12 protein-coding genes are annotated in these 16123 nt (G+C 41.4%); 6 read left to right on the top strand and 6 right to left on the bottom strand.

What is annotated here, in order from left to right:
- The first annotated feature begins 245 nt into the window (after positions 1-245).
- The 5 genes from ACTJIX_RS04085 to ACTJIX_RS04105 all read left to right on the top strand — a co-directional run bounded on the left by ACTJIX_RS04085 (position 246) and on the right by ACTJIX_RS04105 (position 8038).
- Positions 246-1469 carry an acetate/propionate family kinase gene (locus ACTJIX_RS04085; RefSeq protein WP_076753041.1) on the top strand — a complete coding sequence of 408 codons (1224 nt, stop codon included), beginning with the start codon at positions 246-248 and terminating at the stop codon, positions 1467-1469.
- 53 nt (positions 1470-1522) lie between these two features.
- Positions 1523-3661 carry a phosphate acetyltransferase gene (pta, locus tag ACTJIX_RS04090; RefSeq protein ID WP_440611198.1) on the top strand — a complete coding sequence of 713 codons (2139 nt, stop codon included), beginning with the start codon at positions 1523-1525 and terminating at the stop codon, positions 3659-3661.
- 248 nt (positions 3662-3909) lie between these two features.
- Positions 3910-5298, top strand: coding sequence for a GntP family permease (locus ACTJIX_RS04095; protein ID WP_004890141.1), 1389 nt, complete (start codon positions 3910-3912; stop codon positions 5296-5298).
- 36 nt (positions 5299-5334) lie between these two features.
- Entirely contained in the window at positions 5335-6492 is a 1158-nt protein-coding gene (locus ACTJIX_RS04100) for an iron-containing alcohol dehydrogenase (protein WP_103800310.1), read from the top strand.
- 49 nt (positions 6493-6541) lie between these two features.
- Entirely contained in the window at positions 6542-8038 is a 1497-nt protein-coding gene (locus ACTJIX_RS04105) for a CoA-acylating methylmalonate-semialdehyde dehydrogenase (protein ID WP_103800309.1), read from the top strand.
- Positions 8039-8091: 53 nt separating this feature from the next.
- Here the strand turns inward: ACTJIX_RS04105 and ACTJIX_RS04110 are convergent, their stop codons facing one another.
- Both ACTJIX_RS04110 and ACTJIX_RS04115 read right to left on the bottom strand, forming a co-directional pair.
- Positions 8092-8844, bottom strand: coding sequence for an IclR family transcriptional regulator (locus ACTJIX_RS04110; RefSeq protein ID WP_103800308.1), 753 nt, complete (start codon positions 8842-8844; stop codon positions 8092-8094).
- Between the two features lie 322 nt (positions 8845-9166).
- A complete protein-coding gene (locus ACTJIX_RS04115; RefSeq protein WP_004813194.1) occupies positions 9167-9406 on the bottom strand; it encodes a DUF2171 domain-containing protein in 240 nt (79 codons plus the stop codon).
- 658 nt (positions 9407-10064) lie between these two features.
- Here ACTJIX_RS04115 and ACTJIX_RS04120 point away from each other — a divergent pair.
- Entirely contained in the window at positions 10065-11591 is a 1527-nt protein-coding gene (locus ACTJIX_RS04120; RefSeq protein ID WP_008302017.1) for a fumarate hydratase, read from the top strand.
- Between the two features lie 68 nt (positions 11592-11659).
- Here ACTJIX_RS04120 and ACTJIX_RS04125 read toward each other — a convergent pair whose 3' ends face one another.
- The 4 genes from ACTJIX_RS04125 to tig all read right to left on the bottom strand — a co-directional run bounded on the left by ACTJIX_RS04125 (position 11660) and on the right by tig (position 16010).
- Complete coding sequence (locus tag ACTJIX_RS04125) at positions 11660-12373, bottom strand: DUF2846 domain-containing protein (RefSeq protein WP_440611199.1); 714 nt, start codon at positions 12371-12373, stop codon at positions 11660-11662.
- A gap of 164 nt (positions 12374-12537) precedes the next feature.
- The gene (clpX, locus tag ACTJIX_RS04130; protein WP_005220905.1) at positions 12538-13848 is read right to left on the bottom strand and encodes an ATP-dependent protease ATP-binding subunit ClpX; all 1311 of its coding nucleotides are present in this window, start codon (positions 13846-13848) and stop codon (positions 12538-12540) included.
- A 29-nt stretch (positions 13849-13877) separates the two neighbouring features.
- A complete protein-coding gene (gene clpP / locus ACTJIX_RS04135) occupies positions 13878-14483 on the bottom strand; it encodes an ATP-dependent Clp endopeptidase proteolytic subunit ClpP (RefSeq protein ID WP_004813202.1) in 606 nt (201 codons plus the stop codon).
- Between the two features lie 195 nt (positions 14484-14678).
- Positions 14679-16010 carry a trigger factor gene (gene tig / locus ACTJIX_RS04140; protein ID WP_004890158.1) on the bottom strand — a complete coding sequence of 444 codons (1332 nt, stop codon included), beginning with the start codon at positions 16008-16010 and terminating at the stop codon, positions 14679-14681.
- Positions 16011-16123 lie beyond the last annotated feature (113 nt).

A 16123-nucleotide genomic window follows, 5' to 3' on the forward strand; every position in this document is an offset into this window, starting at 1 on the left:
CGCTATTTTGAATGAGGTGTGCTTTTACTACTATTTCATTGATAAATGAAAACGATGAACTGATAAATTTTAATTATAACTGGCAAAATGATCGATAGTGCTTAAGTCTAATCACCTAAAGTCTATCTAGGACAGAAAAATATCGCATGTTACAACTGCATCACTGATCTAAATTGCATCGCCTAGGCGCACAAAATAGATCAATCAAATAGATGAGAATTTTAATTAGAATCGGGTAAACAATCGTGTCTAAATCAGTATTAGTTATTAATTGTGGCTCTTCTTCAATCAAGTTTGCCTTATTACTTGAAGAACAGAATTTCCGTATTCACGGCTTAGCTGAGAACTTAGGCACAGAAAATGCCCGTATTAAAGGTGTGACTGTCGGTAATGAACCGGTAGACATCCATATCCCATTTGCAGATCATAAAAAAGCACTGGAAGTTGGTCTGGAGCGTCTAGCCAATTATAAACCAGATGCGATTGGTCACCGTGTGGTACACGGCGGCAGCTTGACTAAAGCCGAACTGATCAATGATGAAATTATTGAAAAAATTCGTGAAGCTACCCCGCTTGCACCGCTACATAATCCAGCACACCTGATTGGAATTGAAGCAACGCAACGCCTGTTCCCGGATCTGCCACAGGTTGCAGTATTCGATACCGCATTCCATCAAACCATGCCAGCACATGCTTACCGTTATGCTGTGCCTAAATTCCTTTACGCTGACTTTGGCGTTCGTCGCTACGGTTTCCATGGTACCAGCCATGCTTATGTATCTGAGCGCGGTTCTGAACTGGCTGGCAGCTTTAAACAAGGTGGCTGGTTAACAGCACATCTGGGTAATGGAAGTTCGACCTGTGCCGTATGGAATGGGCAAAGTGTAGATACTTCTATGGGCCTGACTCCACTGGAAGGTCTGGTAATGGGCACCCGTAGTGGTGATGTTGACCCAAGTCTGCATAGCTTCCTGGCAGCGAATCTGGGCTGGGACGTCTATAAAATTGACAGAATGCTAAACAAAGAAAGTGGCTTGCTCGGTTTATCAGACAATCTGTCTAATGACATGCGTACGCTGATCGAAGCTTCTGAAAATGGCAATGAAGATGCAACGCTTGCAATTGAAGTATTCTGCTACCGTCTAGCAAAATCACTGGCTGCTTTAAGCTGTGGTCTACCGCGTCTTGATGGTCTGTTCTTCACAGGTGGTATCGGTGAAAACTCAGCTTATATCCGTGAAAAAACTATGGCTTACCTGCCACATTTTGGCTTCAATCTCGATAAAGATGCTAATAATGTATTAAAGCGTGGTACTGAAGGTCGCATCGATAATGGTACAGGCCCACAAATCTGGGTCGTACCAACTGATGAAGAAGGCCGTATCGCCAAAGAAACCCACAGCGTGGTTGAGCAGGAAGTGGAGAACACCACTGCAAAAAAGTCTGAACCTGAGGCTACGCTTGCTTGAGCAAGCGTAGGATTCCTATACCTTCTATTTGATTTTAGATATTTGAATACGCTATGAAGACCATTCTATTAGTTCCGACTGGGGAAGGCGTTGGTTTAACGTCAGCATGCTTAGGCCTGATTTACGCACTGGAATGCCAAGGTGTAAAGGCTGGTTTTGTTAAACCATTTTCTCAGGAAATTACGGATACGGCAGATCGTACCACTGCCCTGTATCGCCATATCTCCAATGCAAAGACTGTGGAACCCATCAGCTATAACACAATGATGCAACGTCTCAGTCATGGCGAGCAGGATGAACTTCTAGAAGATGCCGTGCGTCTGCATCGTGAAATTGCCCGCAATCACGACCTGATTATTGTAGAAGGTGTAGTGCCAAATGGTCGTGACAGCTTTGTCGATGAACTGAATGCTTCTCTGGCTCAGGCGCTCGATGCCAAAGTCGTTATTGTCAGCAATGCCGATATCCGTCATCCAGTGCAAACAGCAGAAAAAGTTGAAAATCAGATTCGCAATTTTGGTGGTGCAAGCTCAACACGCCTGTCTAGTATCCTGTTCATGCGTACCAAAGGCTTACCTGAAGAATCTGCCCAGATTCCAGTGACCATTGATCCAGAACTGCGTCTGACTGCTGAAACTGAACAGTTTGTACACGCTATTCAGAAAACCCATCCATATATCGGCTCTGACAAACTTCCAGTGATTGGCTTGGTTCCGTTTAGTAAAACCCTGAGCGTGCCACGTATGTCTGATCTGGCTGCACATATTTCTGCGCTATGGATCCATCAAGGTGAAGCGGCTCAACGCCGTGTTCAGCACAGCAGCCTGATTGCATCCAGCATTGAACATGAACTGCATAAATTTGTCGCGGGTGAACTGATCATTACTGCCTCTGACCGGGTCGATGTGCTACTGGCAAGTAGCCTGGCGAGCTGTAATGGTATTCCACTGGCGGGGTTAGTCCTGACTGAGCAACATCAGCCAAACGAACAGGTGCTAGGTTTCTGCCAGTCTGCAATTAAACATGGCCTGCCAATTTTACATACCCCATTAAGCACATTTGAAACTGCGCAGAAGCTGGCCAATCTTGGCAATGAAATTCCAGTTGATGATACAGAACGTGCTGATCAGGTTACCCGTTTTGTATCTAGCCATATCAATCCAGACTGGCTGATTCAGATGCTAAATGGCACCTACAAGCCACGCCTGTCTCCTTCTGCTTTCCGTCATGAATTGGTACAGAAATCGATTGCAGCAAAAAAACGCATTGTGCTACCTGAAGGTGATGAGCCACGCACCATTCAGGCCGCGGCTATCTGTCAGTCACGTGGTATTGCGCATTGTATTCTGCTGGCGAAACCTGAAGCTGTACTGGAAGTTGCCAAAGCACGTGGCATTGAATTGCCAGAAGGTTTAGAAATTGTCGATCCTGACCTGATTCGAGACGACTATGTCGAAAAAATGGTAACGCTGCGTAAAGGCAAGCTGAATGAACTGCAAGCCAAAGAACAACTGCAGGATACTGTTGTTTTAGGTACGATGATGCTGGCACTTGATCAGGTGGATGGCCTGGTATCTGGTGCAGTTCACACTACTGCGAATACTGTGCGTCCAGCCTTCCAGCTGATTAAGACTGCGCCAGATTATTCACTGGTTTCTTCGGTGTTCTTTATGCTGTTACCAGATGAAGTATATGTGTATGGTGACTGCGCGATTAATCCGGATCCGGATGCTGCGCAACTGGCAGAAATTGCCATCCAGTCTGCTGACTCGGCAAAAGCTTTTGGTATTGACCCACGTATTGCCATGATTTCTTACTCTACTGGAACTTCTGGTGCCGGTGCTGATGTACAGAAAGTGGCAGAAGCTACCCGTATTGCCAAGGAACGTCGCCCTGACCTGTTGATTGATGGTCCATTGCAATATGATGCTGCATCGGTTGAAAGTGTAGGTCGTCAAAAAGCACCAGACTCCCAAGTAGCTGGTCGTGCCAATGTCTTCATCTTCCCGGATTTAAATACCGGTAACACTACTTATAAAGCGGTGCAACGCGCAGCAAATGTGGTGAGTGTTGGTCCAATGTTGCAAGGCCTGAATAAGCCAGTAAATGACTTGTCACGGGGTGCTTTGGTGGATGATATCGTATTTACTATTGCACTCACTGCGATTCAGGCAGATCAGCAAGGTCAATAGATATATTCTAAATTTTTAAAACCACCCATAAGGGTGGTTTTTTATTCTGTTTAAATAATTTTGTATTTAAAACATATATTTATTTTTCATGTAAAAATTCATCTATTAATAATTTTGTTTAGTAATAGAAATACATTACTAAAAGAGCTTGACTTCCTTTTGCATAAATTATATACATCAATAATGATACGAATCGTATCATTATATGGAAATTATAAGAATATTTAAAATAGACAGGATGTGTGCCCATGATAGGACTAATAGGAATTGTCTTATCCTTAATATTGCTCATGTATCTAGCATATAAAGGATTTAGCGTAATTATTTTGGCACCTGCTTTAGCATTATTTGCCGTGCTTTGGAGTGGGTATAGTCATGAATTACTCGGGTTTTACTCACAAGTTTTTATGACTGGCCTCGGTGGTTACATCATCAAATATTTCCCGTTGTTTTTACTTGGCGCTATTTTCGGGAAATTAATGGATGACTCGGGTTCAGCAAATACTATTGCTAACTTCTTTGTAAATAAATTAGGTCATCACCGTGCAATGCTTTCAATTGTATTGTCATGCGCAGTACTGACATATGGCGGGGTTTCGCTGTTTGTTGTTGGTTTTGCCGTCTTTCCAATTGCAGCCGCATTATTTAGAGAACTAAATATCCCTAAACGGTTGATTCCAGGTGCAATCATGTTAGGCGCATTGACCTTTACAATGACTGCATTACCAGGCACACCAGCGATTCAGAATGCTATTCCAATGCCTTTCTTTGGAACAGATCTTTATGCAGCACCTGGTTTGGGAATAATTTCCTCAATCTTTATGCTAATTGCAGGTATGTGGTGGCTTAATCGCAGAATTGCGCATGCTGCTGCAAATAATGAGGGCTATGGGAATCATATAGAACATCATCAAGGCCCGCGTCACCAAGCAGGTCCTAGCTTGATGATCGCATTTGTCCCAATTATTGTGGTGATTGTGGCAAACCTTGTTTTAACTAAATTGATCTTACCTCAGCTTGACGTTTCATATTTAGCCACAGATAAATTTGGTAATACCTCTCTTAACTCTGTTGTTGGTTTATGGGCCATTATCTGCGCCTTAGTACTTGCCTGTTTAACTATTATTTTCTGTAACTGGAACAGGATTGCTGATGTTAAAGAGTCATTACAACAAGGTGTATCTTCTTCTTTCTTGCCTATTTTTAACACAGCATCAGAAGTAGGTTATGGCTCAGTTATCGCTTCCTTAGCTGGCTTCCTCATTCTTAGAGACTTTCTTGTAGGGCTTGCACCTCATAACCCTCTGATCTCAGAAGCAATCGTAATTAATGTCTTAGCCGGTATTACAGGTTCTGCTTCTGGTGGTTTGAGTATTGCCTTAAATACGATGGGTGAAACCTATATGAATTTGGCAACTGAATTCGGAATCAATCCAGAACTTATGCATCGTGTCGCCTCCATGGCTTCTGGTGCACTAGACTCTCTCCCTCACAACGGCGCGGTGATTACCATTATTACTTTATGTGGACTGACACATAAACAATCCTATTACGACATGTTTGTCGTCGCAGTCATTATTCCATTAATTGCACTGACTGGTGTTATTACACTTGGAACAATGTTTGGTTCTTTCTAAAACAAGTTGGAAAGTTATTAATAAAGGAAGATATGAATGACCCATACTATTAATTTACCAAGAATTATGGAAATTGGTAAAAACTCAAGATTTAAACTCCCAGAAATATTAAAAACCATAGGATGCAGCAAGCCACTTATTATCACAGATAAAGTGATGGTCTCGCTGGGTTATGTTTCAGAAATCCAGAATATTCTCAATGAGGCAAATATTACATCTGAATATTTTGATGAAACTATCCCAGAACCGACATCGGGCTCTATTGAAGCAGGTGTAGTCAAAGTTAGATCAAGTCAATATGATTCAATTATCGCAGTTGGCGGTGGTAGTCCAATTGATAGTGCCAAAGCTATTAGTATCTTGGGAAAGTTTGGTGGTGAGATTCATGACTATAAATTTCCTCGCCAGGTCAATGAAACAGGTTTGCCTATTATTGCCATTCCAACGACAGCTGGTACCGGCTCTGAATGTACACGTTTTACGATTATTACCAATGATACAACAAGTGAAAAAATGCTCTGTGCGGGAATAGGCTTTCTCCCTATTGCTGCGATCGTAGACTATCAATTAACTATGTCTTTACCTGCCCGGACAACAGCAGATACAGGTATTGATGCTTTAACCCACGCCATAGAAGCTTATGTGAGTAAAAAAGCAAGTCCTTATAGTGATGCACAGGCTATCGCTGCTATGCGTTTGATCGGTCCTAACTTACAACGTGTCTACCAGGAACCAAGCAATGAACTTGCGCGAGAAAGCATGATGCTTGGATCTACCTTGGCCGGTATCGCCTTTTCAAATGCCTCCGTGGCTCTCGTTCACGGTATGAGTCGACCATTAGGTGCTTTTTTCCATGTACCCCATGGCCTTTCCAATGCCATGTTATTACCCATGATTACTGAATACTCAATTGCAGCTGCATCTGAACGCTATGCTAATTGTGCCCGTGCCATTGGGGTCGCACATATTGATGATCATGATGATGTGGCCAACCAGAAATTAGTATCTGCACTTATTCAAATCAATCAAGAACTACAAGTTCCTACTCTTGCGGAATTTGGAGTTGAAAAGACATATTTTGATGAAGTCGTTCAGACTATGGCAGAACAGGCTTTAGCTTCTGGCTCACCAGGTAATAACCCACGTGTACCCTCTATTCCAGAAATGGTCGAACTTTATAACAAGCTTTGGTAATTCAGCATTCAAAAATTCACCTAATCATATTTATTTAAGGAATTAGATTATGACAACTATCGGACATTTTATTAATGGTGAAACTTGCTTAGAATCTCATCGCACTCAACCAGTTTTTAATCCATCAACTGGTACTTCAGAAAATGAAGTTGCGATTGCAAGTAAGCAAACAGTCGAACAGGCCATTGCTGCTGCAGAAGCCGCTTTTCCAGAATGGCGTAACACACCTGTACTCAAACGTGCTCGGGTAATGTTTAAATTTAAAGAATTACTTGAGAAAAATGCAGATAAAATCTGCGAGCTGATCGGTAGTGAACACGGTAAAATAGTTCATGATGCAGCAGGTGAACTACAACGTGGTATTGAAAATGTAGAATATGCCTGTGGTGCTCCTGAATTCCTAAAAGGCGAATACAGTAAAAACGTAGGACCTAATATTGATTCCTGGAGTGAAATGCAGCCTTTGGGTGTGGTTGCGGGCATTACACCATTTAACTTCCCTGTTATGGTTCCACTGTGGATGTTCCCAATGGCAATTGTATGTGGGAACACTTTTATACTGAAACCTTCAGAACGAGATCCATCTTCTACACTATTTATTGCCCAACTTTTAAAAGAGGCTGGTTTACCAGATGGCGTATTAAATGTTGTAAATGGAGATAAAGAAGCGGTAGATACCTTATTATATGATCCTCGTGTACAAGCGATCAGCTTTGTAGGTTCTACCCCAATTGCTGAATACATTTATACAACTGCTACTTCACAAGGCAAACGCTGTCAGGCTCTAGGCGGAGCAAAAAATCATGCCATTATTATGCCTGATGCTGATATAGATAATGTCGTTAGCTCTTTGCTTGGTGCTGCATTTGGTTCATCTGGTGAGCGCTGCATGGCTTTATCAGTAGCTGTCGCAGTAGGTGATGAAATTGCTGATCAAGTTATTGAAAAATTAAAAAATGAGATTCAAAAATTAAAATTCGGTCATTTTTCTGACAAAAGTAATGATTTTGGTGCAGTGATTACCGCTCAACATAAAGCTAAAGTAATTGGCTATATCGATAGTGCAGAACAGCAAGGTGCCACTATTGTAGTAGATGGCCGTCAGGTAGCCCCTGAAGGCTATGAAAATGGTTTCTATGTAGGACCTACACTCATTGATCAGGTACGTTCAGACATGGTGAGCTATAAAGAAGAAATTTTTGGCCCCGTGTTACAAATCTTGCGAGTAAATACCATGCAAGAAGCGATGGACCTGATTGATCAACATGAATACGGGAATGGGACCTGTATCTATACTCGTGATGGTGAAGCTGCACGTTATTTCTCAGACCACATTCAAGTTGGGATGGTAGGGATTAATATCCCACTACCAGTACCAGTTGCATCACACAGTTTCGGGGGATGGAAAAGATCATTATTTGGTGATTTACACGCTTATGGTCCGGACGGTGCTCGTTTCTATACCCGCCGTAAGACAATCACGCAACGTTGGCCATCTGCCAATATTAGAGAAGGTGCGCAATTCTCTATGCCAACCTTAAATTAATTTCAACTATTCACCTCTACGAATGAGCAAATCTTCTAAAGATTTGCTCATTTTTATTCTTTATCTTCAATAAGTTTACTCAGTTCATGTGCTGCACTTCTTAATAATGGCTCAAATGCTAGCAAATCATCTAATGATTTTCTTATTGTGGGTGCATGAGTGTATAAGCAGGCTACAATATTGTCATTTTTTTGAATAGGTACAGAGCAAGCCACCATACCCGCAACAAACTCCTCATTATCTGTTCCTAATTTTTTATTAAAAATTTCTTCCAAGTTTTGTTCTAAAAGTTCAGGATTAGTGATCGTATTTTTAGTAAGTTGAGTAATAGGTAAATGCTCAACAATATTTTTACGTTTATTTTTCGGCTGATAACTTAAAAATAATTTTCCACTCGAGGTACACCATAAAGGTACTTCTGAGCCTACAGGTAAGTAAATTTGTAATGGCCAGTTGGTTTGTACACGGTCGGTATAAAGCATCTGATTATTATTTAAAATAGCAATCCCACAAGTTTCATTAATCTGATTGGATAATTTCTGAAGAATCGCCAGTCGTTCAACTTTTCGAGACTCTTGTTCCCATGTGCATATCAGCATCTTATAGGTACGGTCGGCAATAATATAACCACCATACATATCATAGGTAACAAAACCTTCCTGTTCTAATGTCTGCAACAGTCGATGAATACTAGGCTTAGGGATATCAAGTTGAATGGACAAATCCAAGGGAGTTGGAGGATGCTTTGCTGTAGAAATTGCTTCTACAATATCCAATACTCGTGTAATCGATGATCCCTTTTTCATTCATCCCTCATAAGATTATACAATTTATGATTTTCATTCGCGCTCTTTATTTTAGAGTTACCTTTTAAATTAATCTATGAAAATCGAATTTACTATCTATTAATAAAATATTAATGATTAAAGCAACTCACTAACCTGCCAACCCCATTCTCTATCTGTGCTTTCATCATTCAATGGACACAGTGGATGGTTTTTGTTTTCAGTTCTTAAAAATTGCATATATAAGAATGCCAGTCAATTTGACTGGCATTCTTTGATAAATCATTTGCTTTTCTTATCACTCTTATAGAAAGAGATATCAGTTCAAGAAAAGTAGTTTGACTTACATCGTGGTCCATTCATTACGGACATCATCTGCCGCTTTATTCAAAATGACCTGATCGCCTTTCACTTCACTGACCCAACTTAACGGAATCAGATGATGCTCATTATTTTCGTCATCACTTCTTGTTAATTTAATTGAATCTTGGCCTTCTAAATGGTCCACTTTTCCAACTTGTGTTCCGTCTGAAGCAATTACTGATGCATGTTCCTTGATGTCACTTGGATTTACTGTAGTCATTACAATTGCCCTATTATTAATAGAAGTTGAGAGAAATCAGTCTAGGCAATAAAAATTCGACTGTGTGTAAGGGTTATCAGGCTTTAAGTATTACTGGGTTAATAGTGTAATGATAAAAATACAGTGTGTTTCAACAAGTGAGTAGCGTAACGAATTGATGGAAAGATTTAGGGGATTGTCTGTTTAGAGAAATATGGGAATAATTTTTTTTTATAAATTTTTGGCATAAAAAAAGAAGATTAAGCTTAGGCTTGATCTTCTTTTTGACCGTACATCCAAGTTGCCGCGATATATACACAAAAACCGCTAGCCATCAAAATACCTGTAACCATTGTCTTAGGATCTCTTTGTTTCGATGTGTGCATTATGCGAAAGTTTTATGACAGTTATATGACAACATACAAAGTATTTTATTTTAAAAATAATTATAAATTTCAAGTATTTAAAAAAATAAATACTATTTTTTGAGTTTTATAACATGAAATATGACAGTTATTATGACATTTTTTATTCAAATTATGACACGATAGACTTTATCTCTAAGCAGATAAGCGCGCATTAAACTTTCGCCCAAAAGCCTTGTAAAACGTCCCACAACTTTTATGTTTTGTCATATAATTTAGCCCGCTAGCTATCAGCCCGCTCAAGAGATTTTTGTATGACAACTATTATCAAGCAAGATGACTTGATCACATCGGTTAAAGATGCGCTTCAGTTCATTTCTTACTACCATCCACAAGATTTCATCCAGGCGATGAGTCGTGCGTATGACCGTGAAGAAAACAAAGCGGCTAAAGATGCGATCGCGCAAATCTTAATTAACTCTCGTATGTGTGCAGAAGGCCACCGCCCAATCTGCCAGGATACCGGTATCGTAAACGTATTCGTTGAAGTGGGCATGGACGTTAAATTCGATTTAACGATGAGCTTAGACGATGCGATCAACGAAGGTGTACGTCAAGGTTACCTAGAAAATTCTAATGTCCTGCGTGCGTCTGTACTTGCTGACCCTGCATTCGGTCGTAAGAATACGAAAGACAACACCCCTGCTGTGATCTACCACAAACTTGTTCCAGGTAATAAAGTTGACATTACTGTTGCAGCGAAAGGTGGCGGCTCAGAAAACAAATCTAAACTGGCAATGCTTAACCCATCTGACTCAATCGTAGATTGGGTACTAAAAACTGTTCCAACAATGGGTGCAGGCTGGTGTCCACCAGGTATGCTGGGTATTGGTATCGGTGGTACTGCTGAAAAAGCCATGATGCTTGCAAAAGAAGCATTGATGGAAGAGATCAACATGGACGAACTTCTTCGTCGTGGTCCACAAAATAAACTTGAAGAACTTCGTATCGAAATCTTTGAAAAAGTAAATGCTCTGGGTATCGGTGCACAAGGTCTTGGCGGTTTAACCACTGTTCTCGACATCAAAATCAAAGATTACCCATGTCACGCTGCGGGCAAACCAGTCGGCATGATTCCGAACTGTGCTGCAACGCGTCACGCACACTTCACGCTTGATGGTTCAGGTGTTGCAAACATTATTGCACCGAAACTTGAAGACTATCCTTCTGTTACTTGGGATTCATCTTCTTCTAAACGTGTTGACCTAGACACGATTACTCAAGAAGAAATGAACGCTTGGAAACCAGGCGACACCCTACTTCTTAACGGTACAATCTATACAGGTCGCGACGCGGCTCACAAACGTATGGTTGACATGTTGAACAACGGTGAAGAGCTTCCTGTTGATCTTAAAGGCAAGTTCATCTACTACGTAGGTCCTGTAGATCCAGTAGGCGACGAAGTTGTAGGTCCTGCTGGTCCAACCACGGCTACACGTATGGATAAATTTACACGTCAAGTCCTTGAAGCAACTGGCATGTTTGGCATGATTGGTAAGGCGGATCGTGGCCCTGCTGCTGTTGAAGCCATCAAAGATAACAAAGCGACTTACCTCATGGCTGTGGGTGGTGCTGCATACTTGGTATCTAAAGCCATTCGTGAAGCTGAAGTGGTTGCATTTGCTGACCTTGGTATGGAAGCAATCTACAAGTTCGTGGTGAAAGACATGCCTGTATCCGTTGCGGTTGACGTAAACGGTACTTCTGTACACGCAACTGCACCAAAAATCTGGCAAGCTAAAATTGGTAAGATTCCAGTAGTTGACGCTGCTGCAGGCTAATTTAATCTGCAAAAAAAGCACCCTTGATGGGTGCTTTTTTATTGCGCTCTTTTCCTATAAAAGTTTAATTACCAAGTACGCGGATCCCATAACTTAAATGGGGTAGTCAGTTGTACGTCTTCAGTCGGATCATATTCGATGGCTTCAATTTTCTGTGCCTTTTTACGAATTTTCCCCGTTTCCTGATCTTGGGCAACAAAATTAAAACTATCCGACTTAAGCTGGGTAAATGCAATTTCATTTAAACCAACAGTTTCAGGCATCAGCATTAGCGGACCTGTAGCTGTACGGCGAGTCGTTATATTTTCTTCATCATATTTAATGAAGTAGGATTTGCCGGATTCCACGCTAAAATCCAGATATTTCGGTTTCTGGAAATGCAGTGCACCGAGCGGACGGCTGGTACTCAGACGATACGTACCTGGTGGCAGCTCCACCCAATAATAATGATTATGCAACAGGCTTGGAATACGTTCCTGATTGATAAAAATACTGGCAGCCACAATTTCCTGGCGGTTCCATTTCGAATCTGGACGATATAAGTAAACCATTGCCGCCTGTTCATGCTGCGGCTTCACTGGTGTAAAACGTTGACCCAGCTTTTGATTGGCCCATCCACCAATCGTGAACATGCCTACCTTATGCTGCTCGACAAACCCCGGTTTTTTGTTCAGATCGATATTTTTCAGTGTTGATGTCAGTTGCTGTTCCTGAACAGCGTGCTTCGAATGACACCCCATCAAGGCTAAACTGCTGATGAGTACAATTGCGGCTCCACGCATGCTTATCCCTCACTGCGTCTTTATTATTTTATGTACATTTTTATAAATTTATATGAATGATCAGGCGTCCACGCCTAAGAAACGAGATTAACATTGTGATTTATTTTTGAAAATAAAAAACGTGCGAAAACAGTTCATTTTCGCACGTTTCAGACGAACAGCAGTTAAGCAGACTTGCTATTTACTACCTTTAAGTCAGCCTTGGGAGTAGCAGTCGGTTCAATAGCGGCCTGACGTTCCGGGCGGAATTCCGGTTTAGCCTCGCCATTGATCACAGCCTCACTCACTACCACAGTACCAACATCGGTACGGCTTGGCAGGTCATACATGGTTTCAAGCAATGAGTTCTCAAGAATAGAACGCAGACCACGCGCACCTGTATTACGTTCCAGGGCTTTTTTCGCCACAGCGCGTAATGCAGAATCTTCAAAGACCAGGTCTACATTTTCCATATCGAACAGATGCTTATACTGACGAGTTAAAGCATTCTTTGGCTCAGTCAGGATTTGCATCAAAGCTTCTTCATCCAGCTCATCCAGCGTTGCGATTACTGGCAGACGACCAATGAATTCTGGAATCAGACCGAATTTCACCAGGTCAGTTGCTTCAACTTGGCGGAACAGGTCAGATAGCTTCTTGGTTTCCTCTTTATTGCGTACTTCTGCAGTAAAGCCGATACCACCCTTCTCCTGACGTTGCTGCACAATTTTCTCAAGTCCTGAGAATGCACCACCACAGATAAACAGGATATTTGAAGTATCAATCTGAATGAATTCCTGCTGCGGGTGCTTACGGCCACCTTGTGGTGGAATTGAAGCAACCGTACCTTCGATCATTTTTAATAACGCTTGCTGTACGCCTTCACCCGATACATCACGTGTAATGGATGGGTTTTCAGACTTACGGGTAATCTTGTCAATTTCATCGATATAGATAATACCCTTTTGCGCTTTCTCGACATCATAATCAGCTTTTTGCAATAGCTTTTGTACAATGTTTTCAACGTCTTCACCGACATAACCTGCTTCGGTTAAGGTCGTTGCATCTGCCATCGCAAAAGGTACATCTAAAAGACGTGCAAGTGTCTGTGCCAGTAAGGTTTTACCCGAACCTGTTGGACCGACCAGCAAAATATTACTTTTGGCAATTTCAACGCTGTCATCAGCTTTTTTACCATTAGTCTGCACTTTTAAACGCTTGTAATGGTTATATACTGCAACAGATAACGTCTTTTTCGCTACGTCCTGACCAATTACATATTGATCCAGCGCCGCACGGATCTCATGCGGTTTCGGCAAAGGACGATTCGCCCAGTCATTGGTTTCTACCTGTTGACTGGTCTGAACCAGATCCAAGCATACGTCTACACATTCATTACAGATGTAGGCGTCTTCGCCAGCAATCAGCTTGCCGACTTCAGACTGCGTTTTACCGCAGAATGAACAATGCTTTTGTCCTTGAGTATGTTCGGACATAGTCTCTCCAATATCTCAATCTTTCAAACTTATGGACGTTTCGTTAGAACTTCGTCCACGAGACCATATTCTTTCGCTTGCTGAGCAGTCATGAAGTTATCACGGTCAGTATCACGCGCGACTTTATCAAAGTCCTGGCCACTGTGTTCTGCCATCAGACGGTTTAAACGCTCTCTGATAAACAGGATTTCACGGGCATGAATTTCAATATCAGATGCCTGACCCTTAAAACCACCCAATGGCTGGTGAATCATGACACGGGCATTTTCAAGGCAATAACGTTTGCCTTTTGCGCCCGCATTTAGCAGAAATGCACCCATTGATGCAGCCTGACCCATACAATAAGTCACAACATCCGGCTTAATAAATTGCATGGTATCGTAAATTGCCATACCTGCAGTCACCGAACCACCTGGCGAGTTAATATATAGATGAATATCCTTGTCAGGATTTTCAGCTTCTAAGAACAGCATTTGCGCAACAATCAAGTTGGCCATGTTGTCTTCAACTTCACCAGTCAAGAAAATTACCCGCTCACGTAAAAGACGTGAATAAATATCAAAAGAACGCTCACCACGAGATGATTGTTCTACCACCATTGGAACTAAAGCGTTTTCAATCGCTGGAACATACATACGTTTATTTATTCCTAAATTTTTTGTGACTTAACCCATAATTACAATATGAGGGATAATGATCTAAATTGCAAAAAAATCGCCATGAATTCCATGATATTTTTTGCATTAGTTTTGTGAAAAACTGATTAGGTCGTAGAAAGCTAAAGTATTAAAAAAAGGCGCTTAAAGCGCCTTTTTTATGACCAGCTAAACTTAGCCTTGTTGGCGAGCTTGCTGAGCTTTCAATAGGTCTTCATAGCTAACCTTAGTGTCAGTCACTTTAGCAGCAGCTAGGATGTGATCAACAACTTGGTCTTCAAGAACAACTGCTTCGATTTGAGCACGTTGTTGCTTGTCGTTTTTGAAGTATTCAATCACTTCAGCAGGATCTTCATAAGAAGAAGCCATGTCTTCGATGTAAGCTTCTACACGTGCTTGATCAACTTCGATTTTCGCGTCAGCAAGTACTTTACTTACCAATACGCCAAGTTTCACTGATTTTTCAGCTTGCTCTTTAAACAGTTCATCTGGAAGCATGCTTGAATCAAATGCTTTCGCGCCTTGGGCACCGAACTGTTGAGTGAACTGCTGGATCATTTGTTGACGTTGACGGTCAACTTCTTGAGCAAGCATTGCAGCTGGAATTTCAACTTCGTTTGCAGCTACAAGTGCATCAAAAGTTGCGCCTTTCACCTGATTGCGAAGACCGTTTTTCACTTCACGTTCCATGTTTTTACGAACGTCAGCTTTAAGTTTTTCAACGCCTTCTTCTTCAGTTAAACCGAAAATTTTAAGGAATTCAGCATCAATTTCTGGAAGTTTTTGCTTTTCAACAAGTTTCACAGTGATTTTGAATTGAGCTTGTTTACCAGCAAGGTTTTCAGCCTGGTAGTCTTCTGGGAAAGTTACATCGATAACTTTCTCTTCGCCTTTCTTCATGCCGATGATGCCATCTTCGAAGCCAGGGATCATACGACCAGAACCTAAAACAAGTTTAAAGTCTTCTGCAGAACCGCCTTCAAATTTTTCGCCATCAACTGAACCTTCGAAATCGAAAGTTACTTGCATGTCTTTTTTCGCCATGCCTTTAGTTTCAGCCCAAGCAGCACGTTGTTTTTGAAGATTTTCGATCATCTTCTCAACGTCTTTGTCGTTTACTTCAGCTTCGTTGCGCTCAACTTCAAGGCCTTCAAACTTCACTTCAACTTCTGGGTAAACTTCAACAGTTGCTTCATAAACTAAAGCATCATCTTTCATTTCAGTTTTTTCGATGTTTGGCATACCAACAGCGTTGATTTTCTCTTGTTGGATTGCTTCAAAAACTGTATCACGAATGATGTCGTTAACAACTTCTTGGTAAATACCAGCGCCGTATTCACGACGAATAACGTTCAAAGGCACTTTACCAGGACGGAAGCCGTTGATCTTCGCAGTTTTAGCAGTGCGTTTTAAACGAGCTTCAAATTGCTCATTAATTCGGCTCGTCGGTACAGAAACATTTAAACGACGGGCAACGCCCGAAACCGCTTCAGAAGTTACTTGCATGGCTTCCTCTATATATTTGGTAATAACAGGTTATAAAAAAATGTGCCACATTATATGACATCATTTAAAGATATACAAAACATACAGCCTTGTTACAGTTTTTAGAAACGATT

The sequence above is a fragment of the Acinetobacter sp. 22323 genome (assembly GCF_052044895.1).
GTDB classification, from domain to species: domain Bacteria; phylum Pseudomonadota; class Gammaproteobacteria; order Pseudomonadales; family Moraxellaceae; genus Acinetobacter; species Acinetobacter schindleri.

What these genes read in the sequence shown, in the direction of transcription:
- ACTJIX_RS04110 (WP_103800308.1), bottom strand. Translation starts at nt 8,844, where the DNA reads ATGAAAAAGGGATCATCGATTACACGAGTATTGGATATTGTAGAAGCA.
- ACTJIX_RS04125 (WP_440611199.1), bottom strand. Translation starts at nt 12,373, where the DNA reads ATGCGTGGAGCCGCAATTGTACTCATCAGCAGTTTAGCCTTGATGGGG.
- pta (WP_440611198.1), top strand. Translation starts at nt 1,523, where the DNA reads ATGAAGACCATTCTATTAGTTCCGACTGGGGAAGGCGTTGGTTTAACG.
- ACTJIX_RS04100 (WP_103800310.1), top strand. Translation starts at nt 5,335, where the DNA reads ATGACCCATACTATTAATTTACCAAGAATTATGGAAATTGGTAAAAAC.
- ACTJIX_RS04095 (WP_004890141.1), top strand. Translation starts at nt 3,910, where the DNA reads ATGATAGGACTAATAGGAATTGTCTTATCCTTAATATTGCTCATGTAT.
- tig (WP_004890158.1), bottom strand. Translation starts at nt 16,010, where the DNA reads ATGCAAGTAACTTCTGAAGCGGTTTCGGGCGTTGCCCGTCGTTTAAAT.
- ACTJIX_RS04120 (WP_008302017.1), top strand. Translation starts at nt 10,065, where the DNA reads ATGACAACTATTATCAAGCAAGATGACTTGATCACATCGGTTAAAGAT.
- ACTJIX_RS04115 (WP_004813194.1), bottom strand. Translation starts at nt 9,406, where the DNA reads ATGACTACAGTAAATCCAAGTGACATCAAGGAACATGCATCAGTAATT.
- ACTJIX_RS04105 (WP_103800309.1), top strand. Translation starts at nt 6,542, where the DNA reads ATGACAACTATCGGACATTTTATTAATGGTGAAACTTGCTTAGAATCT.
- clpX (WP_005220905.1), bottom strand. Translation starts at nt 13,848, where the DNA reads ATGTCCGAACATACTCAAGGACAAAAGCATTGTTCATTCTGCGGTAAA.
- clpP (WP_004813202.1), bottom strand. Translation starts at nt 14,483, where the DNA reads ATGTATGTTCCAGCGATTGAAAACGCTTTAGTTCCAATGGTGGTAGAA.